General features: G+C 38.5%; 12 protein-coding genes. 5 read left to right on the top strand and 7 right to left on the bottom strand.

Annotated elements, in window-relative coordinates:
- Positions 1-218: 218 nt before the first annotated feature.
- The 3 genes from HCG69_RS01045 to HCG69_RS01035 form a co-directional block, all read right to left on the bottom strand.
- The gene (locus tag HCG69_RS01045) at positions 219-3,119 is read right to left on the bottom strand and encodes a glycoside hydrolase family 2 TIM barrel-domain containing protein (RefSeq protein ID WP_221648480.1); all 2,901 of its coding nucleotides are present in this window, start codon (positions 3,117-3,119) and stop codon (positions 219-221) included.
- Between the two features lie 248 nt (positions 3,120-3,367).
- Entirely contained in the window at positions 3,368-4,231 is an 864-nt protein-coding gene (locus HCG69_RS01040; RefSeq protein ID WP_221648479.1) for a helix-turn-helix domain-containing protein, read from the bottom strand.
- A gap of 161 nt (positions 4,232-4,392) precedes the next feature.
- Entirely contained in the window at positions 4,393-6,849 is a 2,457-nt protein-coding gene (locus HCG69_RS01035) for a polysaccharide lyase family 8 super-sandwich domain-containing protein (RefSeq protein ID WP_221648478.1), read from the bottom strand.
- Between the two features lie 585 nt (positions 6,850-7,434).
- Here HCG69_RS01035 and HCG69_RS01030 point away from each other — a divergent pair.
- The 4 genes from HCG69_RS01030 to HCG69_RS01015 all read left to right on the top strand — a co-directional run bounded on the left by HCG69_RS01030 (position 7,435) and on the right by HCG69_RS01015 (position 14,739).
- Positions 7,435-11,457, top strand: coding sequence for an ATP-binding protein (locus HCG69_RS01030; RefSeq protein ID WP_221648477.1), 4,023 nt, complete (start codon positions 7,435-7,437; stop codon positions 11,455-11,457).
- 245 nt (positions 11,458-11,702) lie between these two features.
- Positions 11,703-12,635 carry a tRNA-dihydrouridine synthase family protein gene (locus HCG69_RS01025; RefSeq protein WP_221648476.1) on the top strand — a complete coding sequence of 311 codons (933 nt, stop codon included), beginning with the start codon at positions 11,703-11,705 and terminating at the stop codon, positions 12,633-12,635.
- A gap of 272 nt (positions 12,636-12,907) precedes the next feature.
- Positions 12,908-13,471 carry a Crp/Fnr family transcriptional regulator gene (locus HCG69_RS01020; RefSeq protein WP_221648475.1) on the top strand — a complete coding sequence of 188 codons (564 nt, stop codon included), beginning with the start codon at positions 12,908-12,910 and terminating at the stop codon, positions 13,469-13,471.
- Positions 13,472-13,587: 116 nt separating this feature from the next.
- Positions 13,588-14,739 carry an acyltransferase gene (locus HCG69_RS01015; RefSeq protein WP_221648474.1) on the top strand — a complete coding sequence of 384 codons (1,152 nt, stop codon included), beginning with the start codon at positions 13,588-13,590 and terminating at the stop codon, positions 14,737-14,739.
- Positions 14,740-14,922: 183 nt separating this feature from the next.
- Here the strand turns inward: HCG69_RS01015 and HCG69_RS01010 are convergent, their stop codons facing one another.
- From HCG69_RS01010 to HCG69_RS00995, 4 genes are all read right to left on the bottom strand, one after another.
- Entirely contained in the window at positions 14,923-18,000 is a 3,078-nt protein-coding gene (locus HCG69_RS01010) for a chondroitinase family polysaccharide lyase (RefSeq protein ID WP_221648473.1), read from the bottom strand.
- Between the two features lie 23 nt (positions 18,001-18,023).
- Positions 18,024-18,719: a DUF6250 domain-containing protein gene (locus tag HCG69_RS01005; protein ID WP_221648472.1), complete on the bottom strand. Its 696-nt coding sequence runs from the start codon at positions 18,717-18,719 to the stop codon at positions 18,024-18,026.
- Between the two features lie 232 nt (positions 18,720-18,951).
- Positions 18,952-19,509: a DUF4348 domain-containing protein gene (locus tag HCG69_RS01000; RefSeq protein ID WP_221648471.1), complete on the bottom strand. Its 558-nt coding sequence runs from the start codon at positions 19,507-19,509 to the stop codon at positions 18,952-18,954.
- A gap of 186 nt (positions 19,510-19,695) precedes the next feature.
- Positions 19,696-20,964 carry a DUF2851 family protein gene (locus HCG69_RS00995; RefSeq protein ID WP_221648470.1) on the bottom strand — a complete coding sequence of 423 codons (1,269 nt, stop codon included), beginning with the start codon at positions 20,962-20,964 and terminating at the stop codon, positions 19,696-19,698.
- A gap of 84 nt (positions 20,965-21,048) precedes the next feature.
- On the opposite strand from HCG69_RS00995, the gene dapB reads away from it, so the two are divergent.
- A complete protein-coding gene (gene dapB, locus HCG69_RS00990; RefSeq protein WP_221648469.1) occupies positions 21,049-21,777 on the top strand; it encodes a 4-hydroxy-tetrahydrodipicolinate reductase in 729 nt (242 codons plus the stop codon).
- Positions 21,778-21,786: the final 9 nt, after the last annotated feature.

Raw genomic sequence — 21,786 nt, 5'->3', positions numbered from 1 at the left:
GATGCCATCCGGGAACTATTGACTTTTTTTTCTATCTTGAAAAACATTTTTCTACCTTAATTACTCTATAAATTCCCCCACGAGATGGTATGTTTCTAAAAAGAATACCTCTCCGTAAAAAAAGAGAGTGTCCACACAGGACACCCTCTTTTTATTATTGATTCTAAAATCCGGTAAAAGTATAGAGAGATGTTCTTCTCGGGTCCTTCTCCGCATTTTTAGAAAACCAAATTTATTATTCCTTGTACCTTATCACCTTTATGAAGCGTTTTATATCCTTTCTCCGCATGCGACATCAAGAAATTTTCTCTGCCGGCATTATTATAATCAGCCACTAACAGATGAACAAAATCTTGACCAACCCATGTACGAACATGCTGTGTTCCGTCTGATATAATACCAAGAACTCCTCCATCCACACTTCTCAGAGCAGCTTCATAGATATTTTCTTTTGTAGATCGAAATAAATTTGATCCGGCTGCCGTCTGATCAAACGACCAAGGAACAGAAGGTAATTTGGAAGGGCCAGCCAATCCGGATATTGGTAAACTAGAATCGAAAGCCTTTACACTCCCTTCTAATGCACCTATATGGTCTTTGGGATAAACACTCCAATAACCTTTCCGTTTCCAGCTTAACTCCGTAAAGGAGACAGGCAATGTAAATACCAAACCAACCTGCCGGGGATGAAGTTCCTGAAGTGCTGTAAAATCATAGACAATCGCCACTTCTCCATCAGCACAAATCTGATATTCCAATGTTCCTTGAGCTTCCTTATAAGTCCCCGTAATTCTTACCTTAATCTCCTTGTCTGAAGAAGCATAAGATATAGATTGTGCTATCCAGTTTTCACAAACAGGATTGAAAGGAGTAAATTTCTGATTCTTTCCTGTCATTTGTATACCTTCTCCCTCTCCATTCAATGGAAGTAACATTAATGTTGGCGCCTGACATAAAACTTCCTTTCCATCAGACCAAACCGATAACATTCCATCACGACGGTTCACAGAAAACAAACAACGACCTGTTTGAATGTCAATAGTCTCTTCTCTTTCTTCACAAATCAATTTTCCTCCGATCGGCTTTCTTACAGGATCGATTTTCTCTGGCAAAATACGAAAACAGTATTGATCAATTACAAAACCACGGGTACCAACCACTGACAACTCCAATATTTCGGTACACCGCAAAGATTCCGGTAACTGTATCTCAATTGTGCCAACAGAACGAGGAGGAATGTCTGTAATCACCTTCCCTTTTTCCTTTCCTACCTTCCACTCCAATTTGCATTCAGACAAACTACTAAAATTATGTCTGTTCTCAACACGAAAACGTACTTTTCCATCTGAAGACATATTACTCTCTTGAATAATTTTAACCGGACTAAAAGCCTTTTTCATCCCCCAATATTCAGGTTTCTCACGACGCCAACCATCGACAGGCCCCCATGTACCGTAACCAACAGCTCTCTCTCCTGGTAAGAAAAAGGTATCATCAATACCAGCCCAAACAGCTCCCCCCAATACTCCTTGACTATGATACATACGATTCCACATCTCATCCAGTAAAACTCCCCACATATTGCGTAATCCCGGATCAGCAGCCAACTCCAAACGATTATACGCATTTAAATGACAAAATTCATCAAACACAACAGGACGTTTATCATTACGATACAAATCCGGACCATCCGGTCCCGGATAGTGATGGTTGGTCACTTCCAGCATCCCTCCATCAGCATCCGGCTTCCATTGACTAAATATACGTGGACGCGTCGGATCAATCTGCCTGATCACATCAGAAGCACGTTGAAAATATTCGGCAAACAATTTCGATTCATTCCCCATTGACCACATAATAACAGAAGGATGACTTCGATTCAGATTCACCATCTCAACATGCTGGTTTACCAAAACAACTTCATGTTTTTCCTCAGGTACTTTTGTTTCATGCGCCCAACAAAATGGCGCTTCTACCTCAACAAACATTCCCAATTCATCACATGCTTCCAACAAAGCTTCATCGGGAGGATAATGAGAAGTTCGAATATAATTTACATTAGCACGGCGGAACAATTCCACATCTTTTTTCCAGATACCTCCGTTCACTGAACGCCCTCGAAGCGGCATCACTTCATGCCGACAAACTCCCCGTAGTTTCACCGGCATATTATTGATAAACATCTGGTTCCCACGAATTTCTATTTGCCGAAACCCTATACGACGAATAGTAGTATATAATATATCCCGATTTTCTTTCAACCGACATGTCAATGTGTAGAGATAAGGGTGTTCAGAATCCCATTTAACAGGATGAGATATATCAAAATTTATAATTTGCTTATCGATCAGCCCAGCTCGTAAATTACGAAGTGAATACACCGCTGATTTCAAAGGGACCTCATTTCCTTCAGCATCCGTTAATGTAAAATGTAAAGAAAGATTTTTTGCTTCTGATTTTGATTCGTTAGCTATAGCAACCTCGGCTGTCAAAGTAGCATTAGTATAAAGTGTATCAAATGACGTAGAAGTATGAAACATTGATAAATTGACCTCTGGTAAAGCAAACAAATACAAATCTCTGATGATACCTCCTAAAGGATGAACCGCATAACGAGATGCATTAGATGTAGCATCTGCCAAACTTTCCGAAGCTACGGACACAGCTATCCGATTCTCTTTTCCACAATAAACCAATGCAGTTACATCTAATTCAAATGCCGTGAATCCTCCCAAATGACTTCCAGCCTCTTTACCATTAATATAAATACGGCTATCACTGTAAATCCCATTGCAACGCAGTTTAATTCGTTTATCTTTCCACGCTTCAGGAATTATAAAAGTCCGATGATATCCTGCCGCCTTCCCTTTTTCTACATCAAAACCTTGCATCACCCATTCACCAGGAACTTCAATAGTCTCCCATCCAGATATTGTTTTTTTTCTCCAGAATTCATCTTCCGGTGAAGTATGAAACAACCATGTCCCATTTAAAGAAATTTGTTGCTTTTCAATATTGTCAGGTAAAGGCGACAAACGAGGAACAGATATTTCCTGTGCCTGTCCTCGTGAATACAACATAAACAATGTTATGTAAACCAGATAGAAATACTTTCTCATTCTTTAATAATTTTATTTACAAAAATAATATACTCATATAATATTAAGGAAAACTTTTCATCAAGTAAGATAACCAAAGTTTTATCATCTTTCCATTCTTTCATTTTACTATTACTTTAAGAATTTATTTCAGTCACTTAAAATAAAAGCAAAGATAGCGTATAGTAAAAAAAGAAAGAAAGATTCATCTGAATGGAACGTATGCAGAAAGGGTCGGATATAAGGAATAAATGTACAAAACGGACATCCTACTTTGTTACTTCACGAGGAGAAATGCCCATCTGCTGTTTAAAGATACGCGAAAAGTACTGCGGTGACCGAAATCCGCACAAATAACAGATCTCCTTCACAGACATTTCTGTATTTCTCAACAGTTCGATAGCTCTATTGATACGCATTTGATTGAGGTAATCCAAAGGTGACAAATTGAGATATTGAGAAAACAATCTCCGGAGATAACGCTCACTAATACCAGCATATTCCGCAACATCATTCATTGTAATCTCCGACTGATAATTGAGACGAATATAGGCTATTGCCTTTTTTAATGAATCATTTGTACAGATAGGTAAATAACTCTCGTCCATATAACGATATATTAAAATAAGCAACTCTGCATAGTACATCACAACCAGATATTGATAATATTGGCTCTTAAGTTCCAATTCATTTACAATACGTTGTACCACACGCATAATACGCACATTATTCACAATCTTAATTAATCTGTTTTCTTCAGAAAAAAGAGTCACAGACATAAAGGTAGCAGTCTCACCTTCCGCCTTAAAATTAAAATGAGAAAAAACTTCCGGCAAAAATTCAAGTTGCATCAATGTTGTTCCTTCAGAACCGGCTTCAAACAGATGACTTATACCGGAAGTAATAATCATAATCTCCCCTTCACGAAAAGTGACACTTTCATCGTCCAAATGAAGGATACAATTTCCTTTTTTAACATAATTAATCTCAATACGCAAATGTTTGTGCGGTCCATAAGTTTCAGACGGGTAAAAAGAAATAAAACGAAAAACATCAGCCAATCGTTTGCCTTTAAGGTTTTCTGTTATATTTTCCAATAATCCCCAAAGAGTTTGTTCGGTTGACTTATTCATAATTTTGTGATACTTAAAAAGGTTATTTTTCAGTAGACAAACTTACTATTTCTACCCCAAAGTCCACGTAATTTTCGCTTTTTTTATTTTTTTATAAAGGAGTAAAGTAAGATTGAAACAGAATAATAATCCCAATAGAACATTTTTTTCATATCTATACTCTATTTATTACATATTATAGTTGAAGGTTTCCCTCCAAGTTCGCCCTGAGGGACAGGAACGTTAATGACACGCCCATTAAAATACAAAGTAATTTCATTCAGAGAAGTATTCATACAAGCATCAGTCACCGTAATAATAAAGTTCTCCGATTCTTCCTTTATCAGTACTGCACAAGGCTCAGAAGCAGTCAAAGATATATTACCAACTTCCAATCCCCGATGTCCTGGATAAAAAACACTTTCTATAATTTTCCCATCTATAGAACATGCCGCCTGTACCAATGTATCGTTACGCAATATCCGGAAAGGGAGTTCGTCTTTTGGCTGCCCTCCACCGGCATAGACAACATATCCATAAGTATCATTAACCGGAGTCCGTCCATGATCAGCCCACATGTGCAATATATTTATCTGTTTCGGAAGCCCTTTCTTTTTCTCATTATTATTATTCATCTGCCCCCATCTGGCCTTTATACTTTCACTAGTGGCAAATGCCTTACGCGTAAACTCGGGTAAAATACGGTAAGCGAACTGCCCCTTCTGTACAACCCACATATCTCCTTTCAATGAATTAGCTCCTTTACCTAGTTGCCTCTTTCTTCCTCCCTTCTCAAGTATATATATATCTGACGAATGATTAGTTTGATCAATGGTGGTCCGTATATTTCCTTCCAATTCCGGTTTATCGTTAGTAACTCCCGCTCCAAGAGCTACAAAATAGTCTCCAAACATAAAATATCCTTTATAAGCTTTGAAGTCGTACAATATAGCATTTTGGATTTCCCTGTTTCCCCGATCATTCACCCCATCTTTATCCGATGCATTCATCTTCTCAAAAATATATCCACCCACTGCATAATCTCCACCATCTGTAGCTCCAACTGCGAAATTATGTTTGCTGCAGTATCCCCGCCAGTTTTCAGTAGGATTCAATTTTTCCATTCCTTCACGAGCTGTTACTCCAGGGTAAGCTGTCACATCCCAACCGCCCATAATTCTGAAATATTCATCACCAGAACGTTGAAACAGCGTCAATCCGTCTGTCGTATAAAAATTATAACAGTCGGCAAAAGAAGGAGCACTCTCCAAACCGTCACAACGAACAGAAGCCATATTAACCATAATATGATAATCCGGTGTTTTCTTTATCAAATCGTCATTATTAAAGAACCATCTTGTTCCCTGGTACATGCCGGAACAATAATTTTCCATCCTGATATCATTCCGATCCACTTCCTGCTTCAATTGCAATAGCTCCTGCTGTTCTTCAAGAGAAAATGAATCTTTCCAATAGGTTATGACATTATTCAACAGTCCGGAATAAGGTATAGACGTTCTTTCCGGATTATAGACCGCCGAATATCGATCCAAACAAGGCAAACGATGTCCTTTATAATAATACCAGTTTCCTCCCCGGAAAAAATTCATAAGTGCGGCCGTATTTTCTGGCTTCATTTTTTTTTCCCACGGAGTTCCTCTCAAAGTATTCAAAATGCCTAATGCACTGGCTGTTCCATGAATGGGATACCCCCAAATAAGGCACTGGTTACCATGCCCCCAGCCTGCACCGTCAGCAGTAAACCCTTCCCTCCAAAAAGCTTCGTAATAAGTATTTTGTGAAGTAACGCTGATAGCACCTAAACAAGCCTCAGCCACAACATCAACCATCGGTATAGAACTGAACATCGCTGCTACCGGCAAGAGTGCACGGTATCCTAATCCATTACCTCCAACCCACCAGACATGATTACGGAAGCGCTCCACCGAAACCACATTCTTGTCTGTTTCATCATTCCTATAAGGTTGTGTCCAAGCCTGCAGACCTACCGTTTTCAACATTTCACAAGCTTCGGTCACCAACCGTCCAGCTCCTCCGGCTTCCGCCTTGTCCATTTCACTAAGATAACAAAAATAAATATTAGTAGCCATAGTAGGAGTTCCAAAACAAGAGTCCAGAAAACGGGTTGATTCATTTGGACGCCCTGATTCCAGACTAGTATAATGAATAATTGATTTCCACACTTTATCCGAAGTAGACTTTTCGACAGACAATTCTCCTCTACGATAAGCATCCCCTACTATCCAAAGACGAGCCAGAGCTATACTTACCACATCAGCAACAATATTTTGTGTTTCCCTTAGATGCCTTTGGATTTCGCTTTTCTGCAGATATTCTTGTTCTTTTTTCTTCAAGTCCACGAAAACTCCCTCTATATCAATCATATCCAGACACTGTTCGGCTGTAAGAGATTTTCCCAGTTGGTGATAACGATAAGGTCGTGCCGCAAAATCTGAACGAAGTTTCTTTATAGCTTCTCTCTTCCCACTATTGTTTACTCTCAAGCCTTCATTATAGTAACGGCGGCAATTATCAATAGCACTTTGCCTTTCTGCTCTTTGTCCATAGCTTATCAAACTAAGTAATAAAAACAAAATCAAAAATCCTTTATTTTTCATTTCTGTATTTTTATAAAGATATATTACTACAAAGTTCTATTTAATTAAGAATAAATAATGTAAATCAGCAGTTGAATATTGTTTTTCATTTATCAAAAATACTATCATTCAGTAAATCATATCATCAATTCTATCCTCAACCTCATTAAAAAAATCAATATATTAGCAAGGTAATACCACTCATTTTTCTAATTATGATTCCTAATTGGGGCAAAATTAAAACTGATTATATATCTACAGTATTTACGAATCTTCATTCAATATATACTTTTACCAATGAATAACGATGCAAATAACAGAAAAAAAAGACAACTTCTATGTACTCTGCATACAGAGTAATTATATTATTGTTCAAAAGCAAAAAGAAATAGAATATGAAATCTAATATCTTTCTTGTTTTATTTCATTAAAAAAACACTTTCAACAAAAGTGAAGAAAACATACATTAACTAGTTATAATAAGCCATATATAAAATTTTATGCGAATTATATTTGTTATCCTCTCTTGCATATTCTATATTTTCTTCATAAACTTGCAACACGTTTCATAAAAGACTCGGAAAACTAAACACGCTCAAAGAAATTATGAAAACATGTCTCCTTACAATTTTCTTGATTTTATTTATTCCTTTACAAATACAAGCTATACATTTCAACAAATTGAATACCAAAGACGGGTTGGCACATCCATCTGTATTTGCCATTACTCAAGATTCATTAGGTAGAATATGGTTTGGTACAGCAGAAGGTATCAGCGTCTACGATGGTAATACTATTACATCCTACAAACCAAGTTTTAATACAAACGATATATCTTCATTCGAAGGAAGTATTGTAAGCAATATTGTATGTAGCACGAATGGTGATGTATTTTTCCAAACGTCCGAAGCACTCGTTAAATACAACATACGTAAAAGGACTTTCCAATCAATCCAAAACAAAGGAAATTTACCCCTATACAGCCAGCAAGGTGCCATATGGGTAGTTATTGACCATACACTATATCGGTGGAATGAAGATAAAGAAGAACTGGTTCCTCAAATAGAAAAGCTCCCAACTGCTAATACTCGCGCTCTTGTAATTGACAAGAAAGGCCGAAAGTGGTTTTCCTACTATGGTGGAATCTTCTACACAGATGACGACAAACACTTTAATCAGATTATTAATAAAATAAGCATGACAAGCATGTTTCTTTCAAGTAATGGTGATATTTGGGTAGGAAGTTCCAATGACGGATTATTCCGTATACAACCAGACGGTACTATATTAACATACAACACCTCTAACTCATTATCCAAAGGATTACATGACAATAAAATCCGGAAAATCACTGAAGATAAATATGGAAACATCTGGTTTGGAACATTCACTGGACTCTATCGATATAATTTACAAAATGACAAATTCACCTCCTATACGAGAGAGAATAAATCTGGAAGTATTACAGACTCTTCAATTCATACGGTGTTCGTTGACAAGAGTGGCATTCTATGGATAGGTTCCTACTTCGGTGGCGTTAACTATGCATCTATCAATCAAAATTCATTCAACTATTACAATACATCAGATCACCCCAATACACTCTCCCACCCTGTAGTCGGCTGTATGGCAGAAGATAGCCAAGGAAATATATGGATATGTACAGAAGGCGGTGGACTCAACATGCTTAATCCAAAGAAAGAAGCAATCACCCGCTTTAACTCTACTGAACCTCCTTTCTTTCAGCCTCACCCAAATCTAAAATCAGCTCTGCATGATCCAAAGTCAAAATTGCTATACATCGGGACTTATGGCAAAGGATTATACACATATAATCCATTCACAAATACGTTTAAGGCAGAAATCGGACAAGATAAAACTTCCGACCTCAATATCATTAACACCATAATCCAAAATGGAGATAACCTTTTCCTCTCCGCTGCTAAAGGTATTTACATCTATTCTTTAAAAAGAAAAGAAGCTCAATTATTTTATAAAACAAACAAGTCCTCACACGTTCTTCTGGATACAGATACTTGCCTGTGGGTTGCAGTCAACGAACAGCTTTGTAAATTTGACATAAAAACGAGAAAACAACTTTCCGTATATAATCTGCGTAAACAAGGATTTGCCTGTACAATCAGACAAATCTTTGAATCATCTCAAAAAGAGATTTACATCACTACATCACAGTACGGCGTAATGAAACTGAACCGAAAGACTCAACTTTTTGAACCCTTTCCTCAAACCCCTTCTTCACTACTTAACCAATATTGTTACCGGATAGCTGAAACATCAGAGCACAATCTAATTGTCACAGGTGATAATGGAATCGCATTTATGAGTGAAAAAGGAGTTATACAGCAGGTGCTTTCCGTTGGAAGTCCGTCTCTTCCATTAGATGCCTTCACTTCAGATTGTGGACTGAAAGTTGATCGAGAAGGGCAAATCTATATCGGTGGAACTAACGGACTTGTTATTATGAAAGAAAAAAAAGAAAATCTCTCTATAAACGACCAGTTATATTTTACTGAGCTTTATGTTCACAATAACCTAATCACTCCCAACGATCCAACCGGAATTTTATCCAACGAGTTGCCTTTTACTCAAGCAATTTGGTTAAATCACGACCAAAATAAGATTGAAATCCAGTTTTCTTCCACAGCTCCGGTCAATGAAAGTCAAAATTTGTATAAATACCGTTTAATAGGTATCGACAAGACCTGGTATCACACAAATCAAAAATCCGTCTCCTATACAAATTTACCCCCAGGAAAATATACGCTTGAAGTACAGAGAGCTAACCTATATCAAACGTTTCCTACGGCACGTCTAAAAATCACCGTACGTTCTCCTTGGTATACCAGTTGGTGGGGTTGGACATTGTGGACAACCATACTCCTATCCTGTACCGGACTTACCTATCGTACGTTGTATGCACGTAAAAAGCTGAAAAACACTATTAGGAAAGAACAGATGGAAAAGCAACACATCAAAGAACTTAATGAGGCTAAGTTCAAATTCTTTACAAGTGTAAGTCATGAATTTAGGACTCCCCTCACACTAATTATCGGACAGTTAGAAATAATACAACAAGAAAACGAACTGACACAGGTCACCCGTAATAGATTCGGTAAGGTAATACACCAATGCAGGCTACTCAACGACCTAATTACCGAACTCATTGAATTCAGAAAATACGAACAAGGGCATTATATGTTACATGTGTCTCCGTATCCCATTAACCAGTATATTGCAGATATTTGCAACAGTTTTCAAGAACTCGCCTCTCAACGTAATATACAAATCAAGATGATTCCATGTAAAGAAGAGCTTGAGGTATGGTTTGATGGAAAGCAAATAAAAAAAGTAATCTACAACTTACTTTCTAATGCATTTAAATATACTCCCGAAAACGGTACTGTCAGTATAACCTTAACATCCGACAGAGCCACAAACCAACTGCACATATCTATAACTGACAATGGGGTAGGCATAGAAGAAAAAGATCTACCTCACATCTTTGAACGTTTTTATCAAGCAGACAATGAAATACAAGACCAGAAACAGTTCTTCCGAGCAGGCATAGGTTTGGCGTTAGTAAAAAGTATAGTGGAAAAACACAAAGGAAATATACATGTTAAAAGCCAACCCAAACAAGGTTCTATTTTTACGCTCAGCCTACAGTTGGGTAAAGAACATTTAACCAACCATCCTCACGTCCGTTTCACAAAAGAGCAGGACAATACTCTTCCCCTACTACCGGATATACCTCTGCCTCCAAATGAAAAAAATGACACTGAAATGGAATTATTGATAAAACAAGAAAAACCTATTATTGTCCTAATCGAGGACAATACGGAACTTTTAGAGGTTCTGGTAAATATCTTCACCCCACTCTATACTGTTAAAACGGCTATCAACGGTCAAGAAGGACTGGACATAATCCGCAAAGTTAGCCCTAATCTGATAGTAAGCGACATTATGATGCCTGTCATGACGGGTACAGAATTGTGTAATATAATAAAAAACAATATCGAATTCTGCCACATCCCTATCATATTGCTCACTGCATTAAATATGCCAGAACAACATTTGAAAGGATTATTGTATGGAGCAGACGATTATATATGCAAACCTTTTAGACCACAAATTCTGTTAGCCAGATGCAATAACATCATCCGTTCACGTAAAATTCTGTACAACCAATTTGCCCAGAAAACAGAAATTGACCTTTCCTTATTAGCAACCAATAAACTGGACAAGGAATTTCTAGACAAAGTAACAGTAATCATTGACGAAAATATATCTAATCCGGAGTTTAACATTGATCAACTGGCCCAAAATATGTACATGGGGCGTACCTCGTTCTATACCAAATTCAAGTCTCTGACAGGTATGTCACCCAGAGATTTTATGATCAAGCACAAACTGAAACAAGCCATGATACTACTCAAACAGAATAGAGAATTGTCTATCAAAGAAATATCAAATACAGTAGGTTTCAGTACCCCAAACTATTTTTGTCGTCTTTTTAAAGAACAATTTAATATATCTCCCAATCAATTCAGATTAAAAGTTCAAGAAAAAAAGGATAACAATCCAACAGTTGAATGCGAATCGGAGTAAGTATAGTAAAATTCAATTTATATCTGAGACAAGAAATGAACTAAACTCACTACAAACTCACACAAAGTAATCCGATCTGATGAAACGCAGATTAACGCAAATAGACACAAATAAAAGTCAGCTATTTTCTCCTCCTATATATCTCTAAGCCTCATTCTTCCCCCAAAACAAAGAATGAGGCTTTTTCATTTTATAGTTGACAATGAGAAATATTACCCTTACTTTTGCTTCCTAAAAAATATTGTATGCCAGAAACACTTCCAATTCATTTTGCCCCGTTACAAGGATATACCGACGCGATCTATCGTAATGCGCATTCCGCAATCTTTGGTGGAATAGATACTTATTATACCCCCTTTATCCGACTCGACAAAGGAGCGTTCCGGAATAAAGATGTTCGGGATATAGAACCAGGAAATAACGAAGTTCCCCATCTGATACCCCAACTTATCGGACATGAGGAAGAAAAAATTGAGACCATTTTATCCCTTTTCATCGAAAGGGGATATAAGGAAGTAGATATAAATATGGGGTGTCCGTTTCCTATGTTAGCCAAACGTCACAACGGCTCCGGCATCCTTCCTTTTCCCAAAGAAGTAGAGAAACTATTAGAAATCACCCAAAGACATCCGGAAATAAATTTCTCTGTGAAAATGCGTCTGGGATGGGAAAATGCTGAAGAGTGTCTGAAGTTAGCCCCTATATTGAATGTATATCCATTGAAACATATCACTATGCATCCGCGATTGGGAAAACAGCAATATAAAGGAGATACCGATCCGAAAGGATTTGCCGCCTTTGCAGAAGTCTGTCGCCACCCTTTGATTTATAATGGAGATATTAGTAATATTGAGGATATAAAACGTATTCACGACAGTTTCCCCACTCTATCCGGAATCATGATTGGAAGAGGGTTACTGATGAATCCTGCTTTGGCCATCGAATATAAAGAGAAAAAGTCCCTTTCCACCGAGGATATGAAAGAGAGACTGTACAAAATGCACAAGATTGTATTTACCCGTTATGAAGAACGACTTGAAGGCGGCGAAGATCAATTACTCAACAAAATGAAAACTTTTTGGGAGTATCTTGAACCACAAATCGGTCGTAAAGCATGGAAAGCAATACACAAAAGCACAAGCCTGGCAAAATATAATGCAGCAATAGGGCTACTCTAAACCAGAAAGAATAGGACTTTAACCGACTAATAAAGTAATATGCTGATTTTTAATAAAGAATCATACAATTGTTACTCAGTTTTTTAGCATTCTAAAAGAGGATTCCGATATAAACAATATGATTATATTGGTGGACAGAATTGTTTTTCCTATTTTTGCCAAAAAGCGAAGATAAGCTGTACCTTGGCATAAAAAATGAACAAGCTCATTTTATTCTATTCTCGGTTTGCATTATCTTTGTAGCTAATGAAAAAGAATCAAGCATCACCTTTATGACAAATGTAATAAACAAGATAAATTCTTTGTATCCACTCTCTGATGATACCCTACAAACTTTAAAGGAAAATGTAACAATCTGTCATTTCCCCAAGAAGTATAAATTGATAGAGGCAAATAAATTTTGTAAATCGGCTTATTTCATTGAAAAAGGAATGACTCGCTCTTTCTGGCTGGTAAACGGAGAAGAAATAACAACTTCCTTTGCATACGAAGGAAGTATTGTTTTCAGTATGGATGAGCTGTATTATAATAAGATAAGCGAGGAATTTGTGGAAACGCTTGAAGAAGTTGTTGCGTATAAGATATCACTCACCGACTTGCTCCGGCTATTTCAAAACAATATCGAACTGGCCAATTGGGGAAGAATCATTCATCAAAACGAATACAGACGTTTGCACCGTTCACACAAAGATCGATTGACACTCTCTGCAAAAGAGAGGTACGAAGAGTTTAAGCAACAGTTTCCTCAAGTATGTCAGCGGGTGAAACTGGGATATATTGCATCTTATCTGGGAGTAACACTTCCAACACTCAGTCGTCTTAGAGCACATAAATAGTTTTCATATCCGGCAAGATTTTGTCGCAGGACAATTTTTTAGATGTATAAGTTCCGTAACTTTGGCGCGTCGTCAATGACACTACTACTAATAATAATTTGAATTATAGATTTAACATGAAAAACATCTCTGCTTCTGCATTTGCAGACTCTAAACCTCACTACGAACTCCTTGACGGGCTGAGAGGCGTTGCGGCTCTTGTAGTTATATGGTATCATATATTCGAAGGCTACGCTTTTGCCAGTAATGGTACTATTGACACTCTCAATCACGGATACTTAGCTGTAGACTTTTTCTTTATCCTTTCGGGGTTTGTTATCGGTTATGCTTATGATGACCGCTGGGGGAAGGGTCTTACTATGAAAAATTTCTTTAAACGTCGTTTGATACGTCTTCATCCTATGGTAATCATGGGTGCCGTTTTAGGCGCTGTTACATTCTATCTTCAAGGGTGCGTGCAATGGGATGGAACACATATTGCCATATCAATGGTGATGTTGTCTCTTCTCTGTACGATATTCTTTATTCCTGCGATGCCGGGAGTGGGCTATGAAGTTCGTGGCAACGGTGAAATGTTTCCTTTGAACGGACCTTGCTGGTCGCTGTTTTTTGAGTATATAGGAAATATTCTTTATGCCTTGTTTATTCGCCGCTTGTCTAATAAGGCATTAGCTGTACTTGTAGCAGTGTTGGGAGTTGCATTGGCATTATTCGCGGTTCTTGATATATCTGGTTATGGAAATATAGGAGTGGGCTGGACATTGGACGGTGTAAACTTCGCCGGCGGGACATTGAGAATGCTTTTCCCTTTCTCTATGGGTATGCTTTTGTCACGTAACTTCAAGCCTGTAAAGCTGAAAGGTGCCTTCTGGATATGCACAATTATTATGATTACTTTGTTCGCAGTGCCTTATCTGGAAGGTGCGAAACCGTTTTGCATAAATGGTGCTTATGAAGTATTTTGTGTTATTGTAGCTTTCCCTATCCTTGTCTGGCTGGGAGCATCGGGAACCACAACAGATAAGAAGTCAACCGTGATATGCAAGTTTTTGGGAGATATATCTTATCCTGTCTATGTGGTACATTATCCTATTATGTACTTGTTCTATGCGTGGTTGATTAAAAATCAGCTCTATACTTTGGGTGAAACCTGGCAAGTTGCTTTGTGTGTTTACGCATTGAGTATTGTGCTGGCTTATCTTTGCCTGAAGCTATATGATGAACCTGTAAGAAAATGGTTAACCAGAAAGTTCCTGGCTAAGAAATAAGACTATATCTTTTCTACCAGAACATGAGACTGTGTCAAAAGCCTGAGACGACTATCAATAGATAACCGTAGAAACGCAGATTTACGCAAATTAACGCAGATTTAATTGAATCTTTGCGTAAATTTGCGTAAATCTGCGTTTTAACGATAGTAGGTTTTACGATTGGCACAACCTCATTAAACATCAGTTTTTAAAAGGAATCAGTTCGGTATCTTGACTCATACCGTCTTTACAGATGAAACGAATCACCGTAGAATTCTTATCTGAAGATACAACCTGGCAGGCAGGCGTTTCTTTCACATTCCAACATCCTTTTAATGTAACCGTCACTGGAATCTCTCCACTATCATTATCAATCCATGGACGGGAATAGATACTGCGCTCTACACGTTTACCATTTTCATCAAAAGCTTCGTCACTCGGACCACGATAAAAAGCAAGATCGGGCTGAGCTACCGTAAGCAGAGCTTTTCCTTTTTCTTCATGTATCATTACTAAACAGGAAGTATCTGCTTTCATCAACAAGCCTTTAGGCAGATCGACAGAAGGAGTTTCAAAGAGCACATACGAAGTGGTATTACTTTTCAGATCACGTACAATATGTGCATTACGATCCTTTTGTAATACTTTATACGAAGGTTTCTTTGCAAACTGCTTCATAACGGGTGCAGTGATCTGGGGAAGAACAGCATATTCATAAGAAGCCCCTTTGGGCGACTTTCCATGATCTATAATCAAAGATACCCAATCTCCTTTTGTCTCTTTATTTACTTTTTGTGCACGTGAATACTGAGGAAATTTCTTCTCAAATTTAGTAGCAACAGGTACATAATATCCCGTACCAATATGATCTATCCAGACTTTACCATCACCTTGATATGTCTTCCAATAGGCATGTCCTGCGGAATCTGTCACAGCAATTTGAAAAATGGTAGTTTCCGTAGGATATTCACTATTCGTATTCTCAATGTCTGATCCAAGACATACAATCACTCCGTCAAAGAAATGAAAAGACTTACGGGCACGGTGTGAACCATTGTATTTATCGTGTTCATGCAGTTTCATTCCAAAATTTCCATTCTGATGTTGTTGAGACAAGCCACCGGCAAATGCTTCATCCGAATAAAGCATCTCTTCCATTCCAGAAAAAGTATCAACATTGTAAACCTTAGCCTGCAAATCATCAAATGGCAGATGAATAGAAGTCACACCGGGGATCCGGTTCCAATCGAATCCGGCTTCCTGCCAACCGCTCGTAGCTGGAGTCACAACCACCTCCGGAGCAGCAGTCAGTATCTGCATACTTCCATGAGCCAGATAGCGTCCGTAAAGATTAGCTCCAAGATAGTGTTCGGCCGCCCAAAGATAACGTGAATGCCCACGGACAACTGCAGCCCAGTTACTACGACGCTGGACAGATACACAGCCATATCCCAAAGCGAGGTTTCCCTGCGGATCCGGTTCCGGTCGGAACCCTTTATCGTACAAGAGTTTTGCCATATGCCTCTCTTCCTCATTACTAAATTGAGGCATATATTCCGGATCTTCGCCTGTAGAAGATGTACCGGCTACCAAACGAAGATAGGCTGCTGCCATATCAACATCAAAATCAGCCTTTCCATCGGGCGTACCCGCAAGAGCCATCACTGCATATTGCATCGGAATAAGTTTTCCCTTTCCATCCGGATGACGTCCGGACATAGATAATGGGAAATTGAGTTTATTACAGTAAAAACGCATCGTAAGCAATACTTTCTTCACTGTCTGGTGAGCCAGCTCAGATATAGCAAAATCAGTATGATTGAATAGATAGATCATATTTGAAGCTCCTTCCAGCCCCCCAACAGCATAAGCCGGATAATTATTCCGGTGATGAAAAGCTCCCCCATCCTTCTTGAAAGCTCCGGCTAGGCCCAAAGCCGGACGGCAGCCATAATCAATCCATCTTGAAAAAGATTTCAGATACTGAAGTTTTTCCGGTGTATCTTCCATCATCAAAATACTTGCAATACGTCCTGTTGTTTGCGTGTTGAAAGAGTCCATATCAATACCATCAACCTCTGGTTTCGGATAGACTTCATTGGTTATGGCATACCAACGTAGTGTGCGTTCGGCCTCATTTAATTTCCCTGCCTCACGAAGCACGTCTTTCATCAGGAAATAGGCCAGATATAAACCACGTACACTATAACCATAATGATGTATATTCCCCCAGCAACTGCCAAATGCTACTCCCTGATCGGTAATATGATCATACATGGCAAGAAACTTATCTTTCATCTCTGCTCTGACAGAATCATCCGAAGCATTGTTATAGGCTACAGCAATCCGTTTCATCAGATCAAAATAAGCTCTCATTTCCACACCTTGCTTGGTAAGCATATCTTTGTCCCAATCAGGAAACATACGCTCATAAGCTTCAGAAGCACGTACCATAAAGATGGGTACACCCGTCACTTTTCCATCTTTATAAGAGATATCATAAAAATCATATTTTTTACGAATCATATCAATCTCTTTCTGCGATAACATGGAAGATGTATATACCATATCACGGAAACGTTTCTCTATCAATTGCATATCCCGTCTTTGTTTTTCACTAACCGGAGTAAGCTCAATATCTGGTTTGAACAACGAATGCTTATAGACAACAAGCCAATGATTAGTAGTTTCCGCATTAACAAAAGACACCTGTAAATCTGCTGTCTGCTGGCGGGCGTCTACTTTGATTGCTGTAATAAGATGATCGATAAAAAGCTGGCCTTCTACATCCGGCGCAACCATACGAAGTTCATTCATACCTTCTTCCGGGGTACCCTGCATATCGCGTTCATAACATACCCAGGCAGCACGCCAACCTTTGAAGTTAATCCCAAAAGGAAATGACGTACAAACCTTTCCATCTTTCAGGAATTCAAATTTTATTTTTTTATCTTGTGGCTGCTCGTTATATATCCATACAATAAAAGCTGAAAGATAGAGATCTTTCCCGGTAGGATCTTTTTTCTCAAACTTCAGATCTTTTTTCAAAGAAAGTATTGCATTCGGTTGAAAAGTCCATAGTAATGAATGCGTACCATCTTTATAATGTTCCGGTGAAATGGATAGTTTTGAAGATTCGCTACTGATACAAGCAGGAACTTGCGACTCCTCAAAAGAAAACATACGATCATTCTTCACCAATTGTGCCAATAAAGTAACAGAACTAAAAAAAGAGAGAAAAACTATAGCTCCCAATTTCATAAAAGATTGTTTCATCATTTAGAGTATTAATTGTGTGGTTATCACATTTGTTTGATTTGAAATCCGGTCATCAGGACATGATTCTGGAGTAAACGTAAACCAAAATATCCATCTCCCTCTCCTGGTTTTAAAGGAGCGCGAAAGAGTTCCTCACCGTTCACAGTATAAGTTGTTTGTTTTTTCTCTACACGAATCACAATATGATACCACTTTCCTGCTACCAGAAGGTGGGCAGGATCAGTATACTCGGCAATTAAGGGTTTTACACGGGCATCATCGACCCCATAAAATTCAGCATAGTAGCGACGGAAACGGGTGGTTGTATTTTCATTGCCACCATAGCCCACATAGAATAGATTCAATGTATTATAATTTTTGAAAACTCCGTTTCTCCATTCACTGCGAGCAAAAATATTATCAGGATACTGCGGATCATTAGCAGCCCAGAAACAGTTCAGGTCACTCAGCCGATCCTGCTTTCCACCTTCCATTAACATAGCTATGTGATAACTTATTTCATACTCACCAGTCAATGGCTCATTATACCATAAAGTGAGACCTGCAGGTACAACAATGTCCAAAGTATCCGAAACCGATGATAATTGCATAGCAGCAGATTCATCCTCTGCAATCCAATTTTCAGCTAAAGAGGCATTATTTTTTCCGGAAGGTAGACAGGCTGTTACCAACCAAAGAAAAGTAAATAAAGCAGTGCTACGGATAAGAATTCGTTTCATTTATTTATGTATTAGTTTTGAAGATTACTACCGAATACAAAGAAACCCCTCTTTTCGGAAAAAGAGGGGCTTAAATCGTACAGAATAATACAATAATTATTCACGAGTCCGTGGATAGAAGGACTTCTTGTAGAGGGACGAATCTATTTCACCACAGAGTAACACAAAGTATTATTTATCCGTTTTTGACATCTTATTTTCGAGTCAATCACCCTCTGTTCAAGTTTTTCCATCAAGGGTGCAGTTCTTTAAATGCTTTATTATCTTCCTGAACCTGAAGTATTGTTTCTTTAAGATCACCAATCGGAAGGTCAAATCCATACCAGCCGGTATAGCAATCGGTCACATACCATTTTCCTTCAATCAATTCAAATTCTACACGAAGATCTATTTCAGATTCCTCATACCCGGCTTCAAAAACTTTGTGGGCAGGTTCATTAAGCGTATATTTTGAAACATACACACCGCCTTCTTCCTGGGTAATGCGTTCTTCTTTCAATACCTCACTATCCAACAATGGCCATTTCTCTTTGGTGAAAGGAAAAGTTTTCTCACTGTTTCCATCATCAGTCATCAAAGTAATAGGAGTTTTCAGCGGAAACTTAATACGTGCATACTGATAAGCTGCACTGGAAGTGAACTTTTCTAAAAAAGCAGGAAAATCCTCCCCATCTACATTGGCAGCAAGAGCCTCTGCTTTTCTTTTTGACATATTGCCACAGGACACACAGCAAACACCTGCTAACAGAACAGCTACCAACAGGTAAGACACAACTCTTTTTGTTTTCATAATTAACTGCATTTAAATTGGCTGCAAAGATAATGCAAACCGAGAGCAGAATAAAATGAACTTATTCATTTTTTATGCCAAGGTGCAGCTTATCTTCGTTTTTCGACAAAGATAAAAGAAGTTTGAATGCGTTGAGTAAAAGAGGAAAAATATTTTAGTTGCCTGATAATTGGTTAGTTTTATCATTTATTTCTTTCGTAAATACTCATAACCCAAACGGCAATAAAGACATTTCTTTTTATCGCAATACTCTTTTTGAAGTTGCAGTAAAGCCTGACTATCGGCAGCTGTGTGTACAGACAATCCTGCCCCACTCCACAGACGAGTCACATAATTATTTTCCGCCTTCAACTCTTCCAGAAAATCAGTAGCACGATCACACAAACGTTCATCCGCTTTATGTAACCCGTAGGCATAAAGAAAAGGGACAACAGTATTGATAACTAACAGATTTTGTGCATTTACACCAATTCCCTTTTCTTTTTGGGGAGAAGATTTACCAAATATAAAATGACTTTCCCAATAAGGAGAAGTCTTTGCTATCAATATCTGCCTGATCTCTTTTAATGTCTTAGCCTCCATCACACGCGAAAACAACGAACGTTCCTCTTGGTAAAGAGCTGCTAACTGCGCCAGACGAACATGCGGGAAATTACCCGGACGAATCCGTAGAAAACGCCATAAAGTAATATCCATTACAGCAGACAGTTCAAATTTATGTTGTAAATAACGGAACTCATTCTGTAATCGGGCCTGATAATCATCTGTAGCATCCTCTTCCAGCAATCCTGCCTGTCCAAAGAAAAAAGCTTCTATTTGTACCAAATCATCCCGATGCTTGTCTACCGCACGAAAAGGGATCAGGTTGGCCCATGTCTCAAAAGCATCTCCATTCAGACCAAAACCGAAATTGCGGGCCAGGGTAATGAAAAAAGCATCCTCCCAATTATTATTACAAGAATGCAACCGTTTGGCAATCACATCAGCCTTTTGTTGAAAACGTTCTGTCTGTAATGCACTAAGCCAGGAGTGGATCGTCAGTTTAGGTAAAGCGGACAAAATAGAATAACAGGGAGGATAAATATCACTTGCATGAAGTTCTTCATAATGTTGCTTTACATGTTCCGGACACACAAGTAACAACTGGGGAACCTGCCCGCCATTAGAACAAAAAACCTCACAATCGGCTTGTTCAACAACATGTAAGATAACCGAATCATAAACCTTGTCATGATCGTGTCCATGGCGATACCAATCGGAAGAAATCGTATGTATTTCTACATTACCCACCCAGAGAGTGTCACCTATCTTTAGTTTGGCGTTAAAAAAGTCGGGACCGGCATGCTTGTTTTGTAAACCGGCATCAATGACTTCTACCGGCAATCCTGAAGTTGTTTGTAATGGAGTCAGAGGGAATATTTTGTGTTTCCAGACATAGTGCAAGAGTTGTTCCATGTTAACAAGACGTTAATGTGTTCGACAAATGTAATAAAAATCTTATCTTTGCGACTATTATTTTGAATATAAGTCAGTAAAACAATGAAAATAGCATTAATCGGTTATGGAAAGATGGGCAAAGAACTGGAAAAAGTTGCCCTTAGCCGCGGACATCAGATAGTCTGCATTATCGACGTCGACAATCAGGATGATTTTGAATCTGAAGCATTCCGCTCTGCGGACGTGGCTATTGAATTCACCAATCCGACAGTGGCATACAACAACTATATTAAGACATTCAACGCCGGCGTAAAGCTCGTTTCGGGTAGTACAGGATGGATGGCAGAACATGGTGACGAAATAAAGAACCTTTGCGAGAAAGAAGGGAAAACACTTTTCTGGTCTTCTAATTTCAGTCTGGGAGTCGTTATTTTCTCTGCTGTCAACAAATACCTGGCAAAGATAATGAATCAGTTCCCGATATATGATGTGTCCATGAGCGAAACACATCATATACATAAACTCGACGCACCAAGTGGCACTGCTATCACGCTGGCCGAAGGTATCCTTGAAAATCTGGACCGCAAAGACCATTGGGTAAAAGAAGTAGCCGCCACAGCCAACGAACTACCTATTCACTCCATTCGCGAAGGAGAGGTTTTTGGTATTCACACCATTCGTTATGACTCGGCAGCCGATAGTATCTCCATTACACACGATGCCAAAAACCGTGGCGGATTTGCCTTAGGTGCTATATTAGCTGCCGAATATACTATGGATAAACAAGGATATCTGGGCATGAGTGACTTGTTTCCGTTTTTAAAAGAATAATTATAAATA

The organism is Bacteroides sp. K03, from assembly GCF_019734355.1.
Lineage (GTDB): Bacteria > Bacteroidota > Bacteroidia > Bacteroidales > Bacteroidaceae > Bacteroides > Bacteroides nordii.
This window is presented reverse-complemented; position numbering and strand designations above follow the sequence as displayed.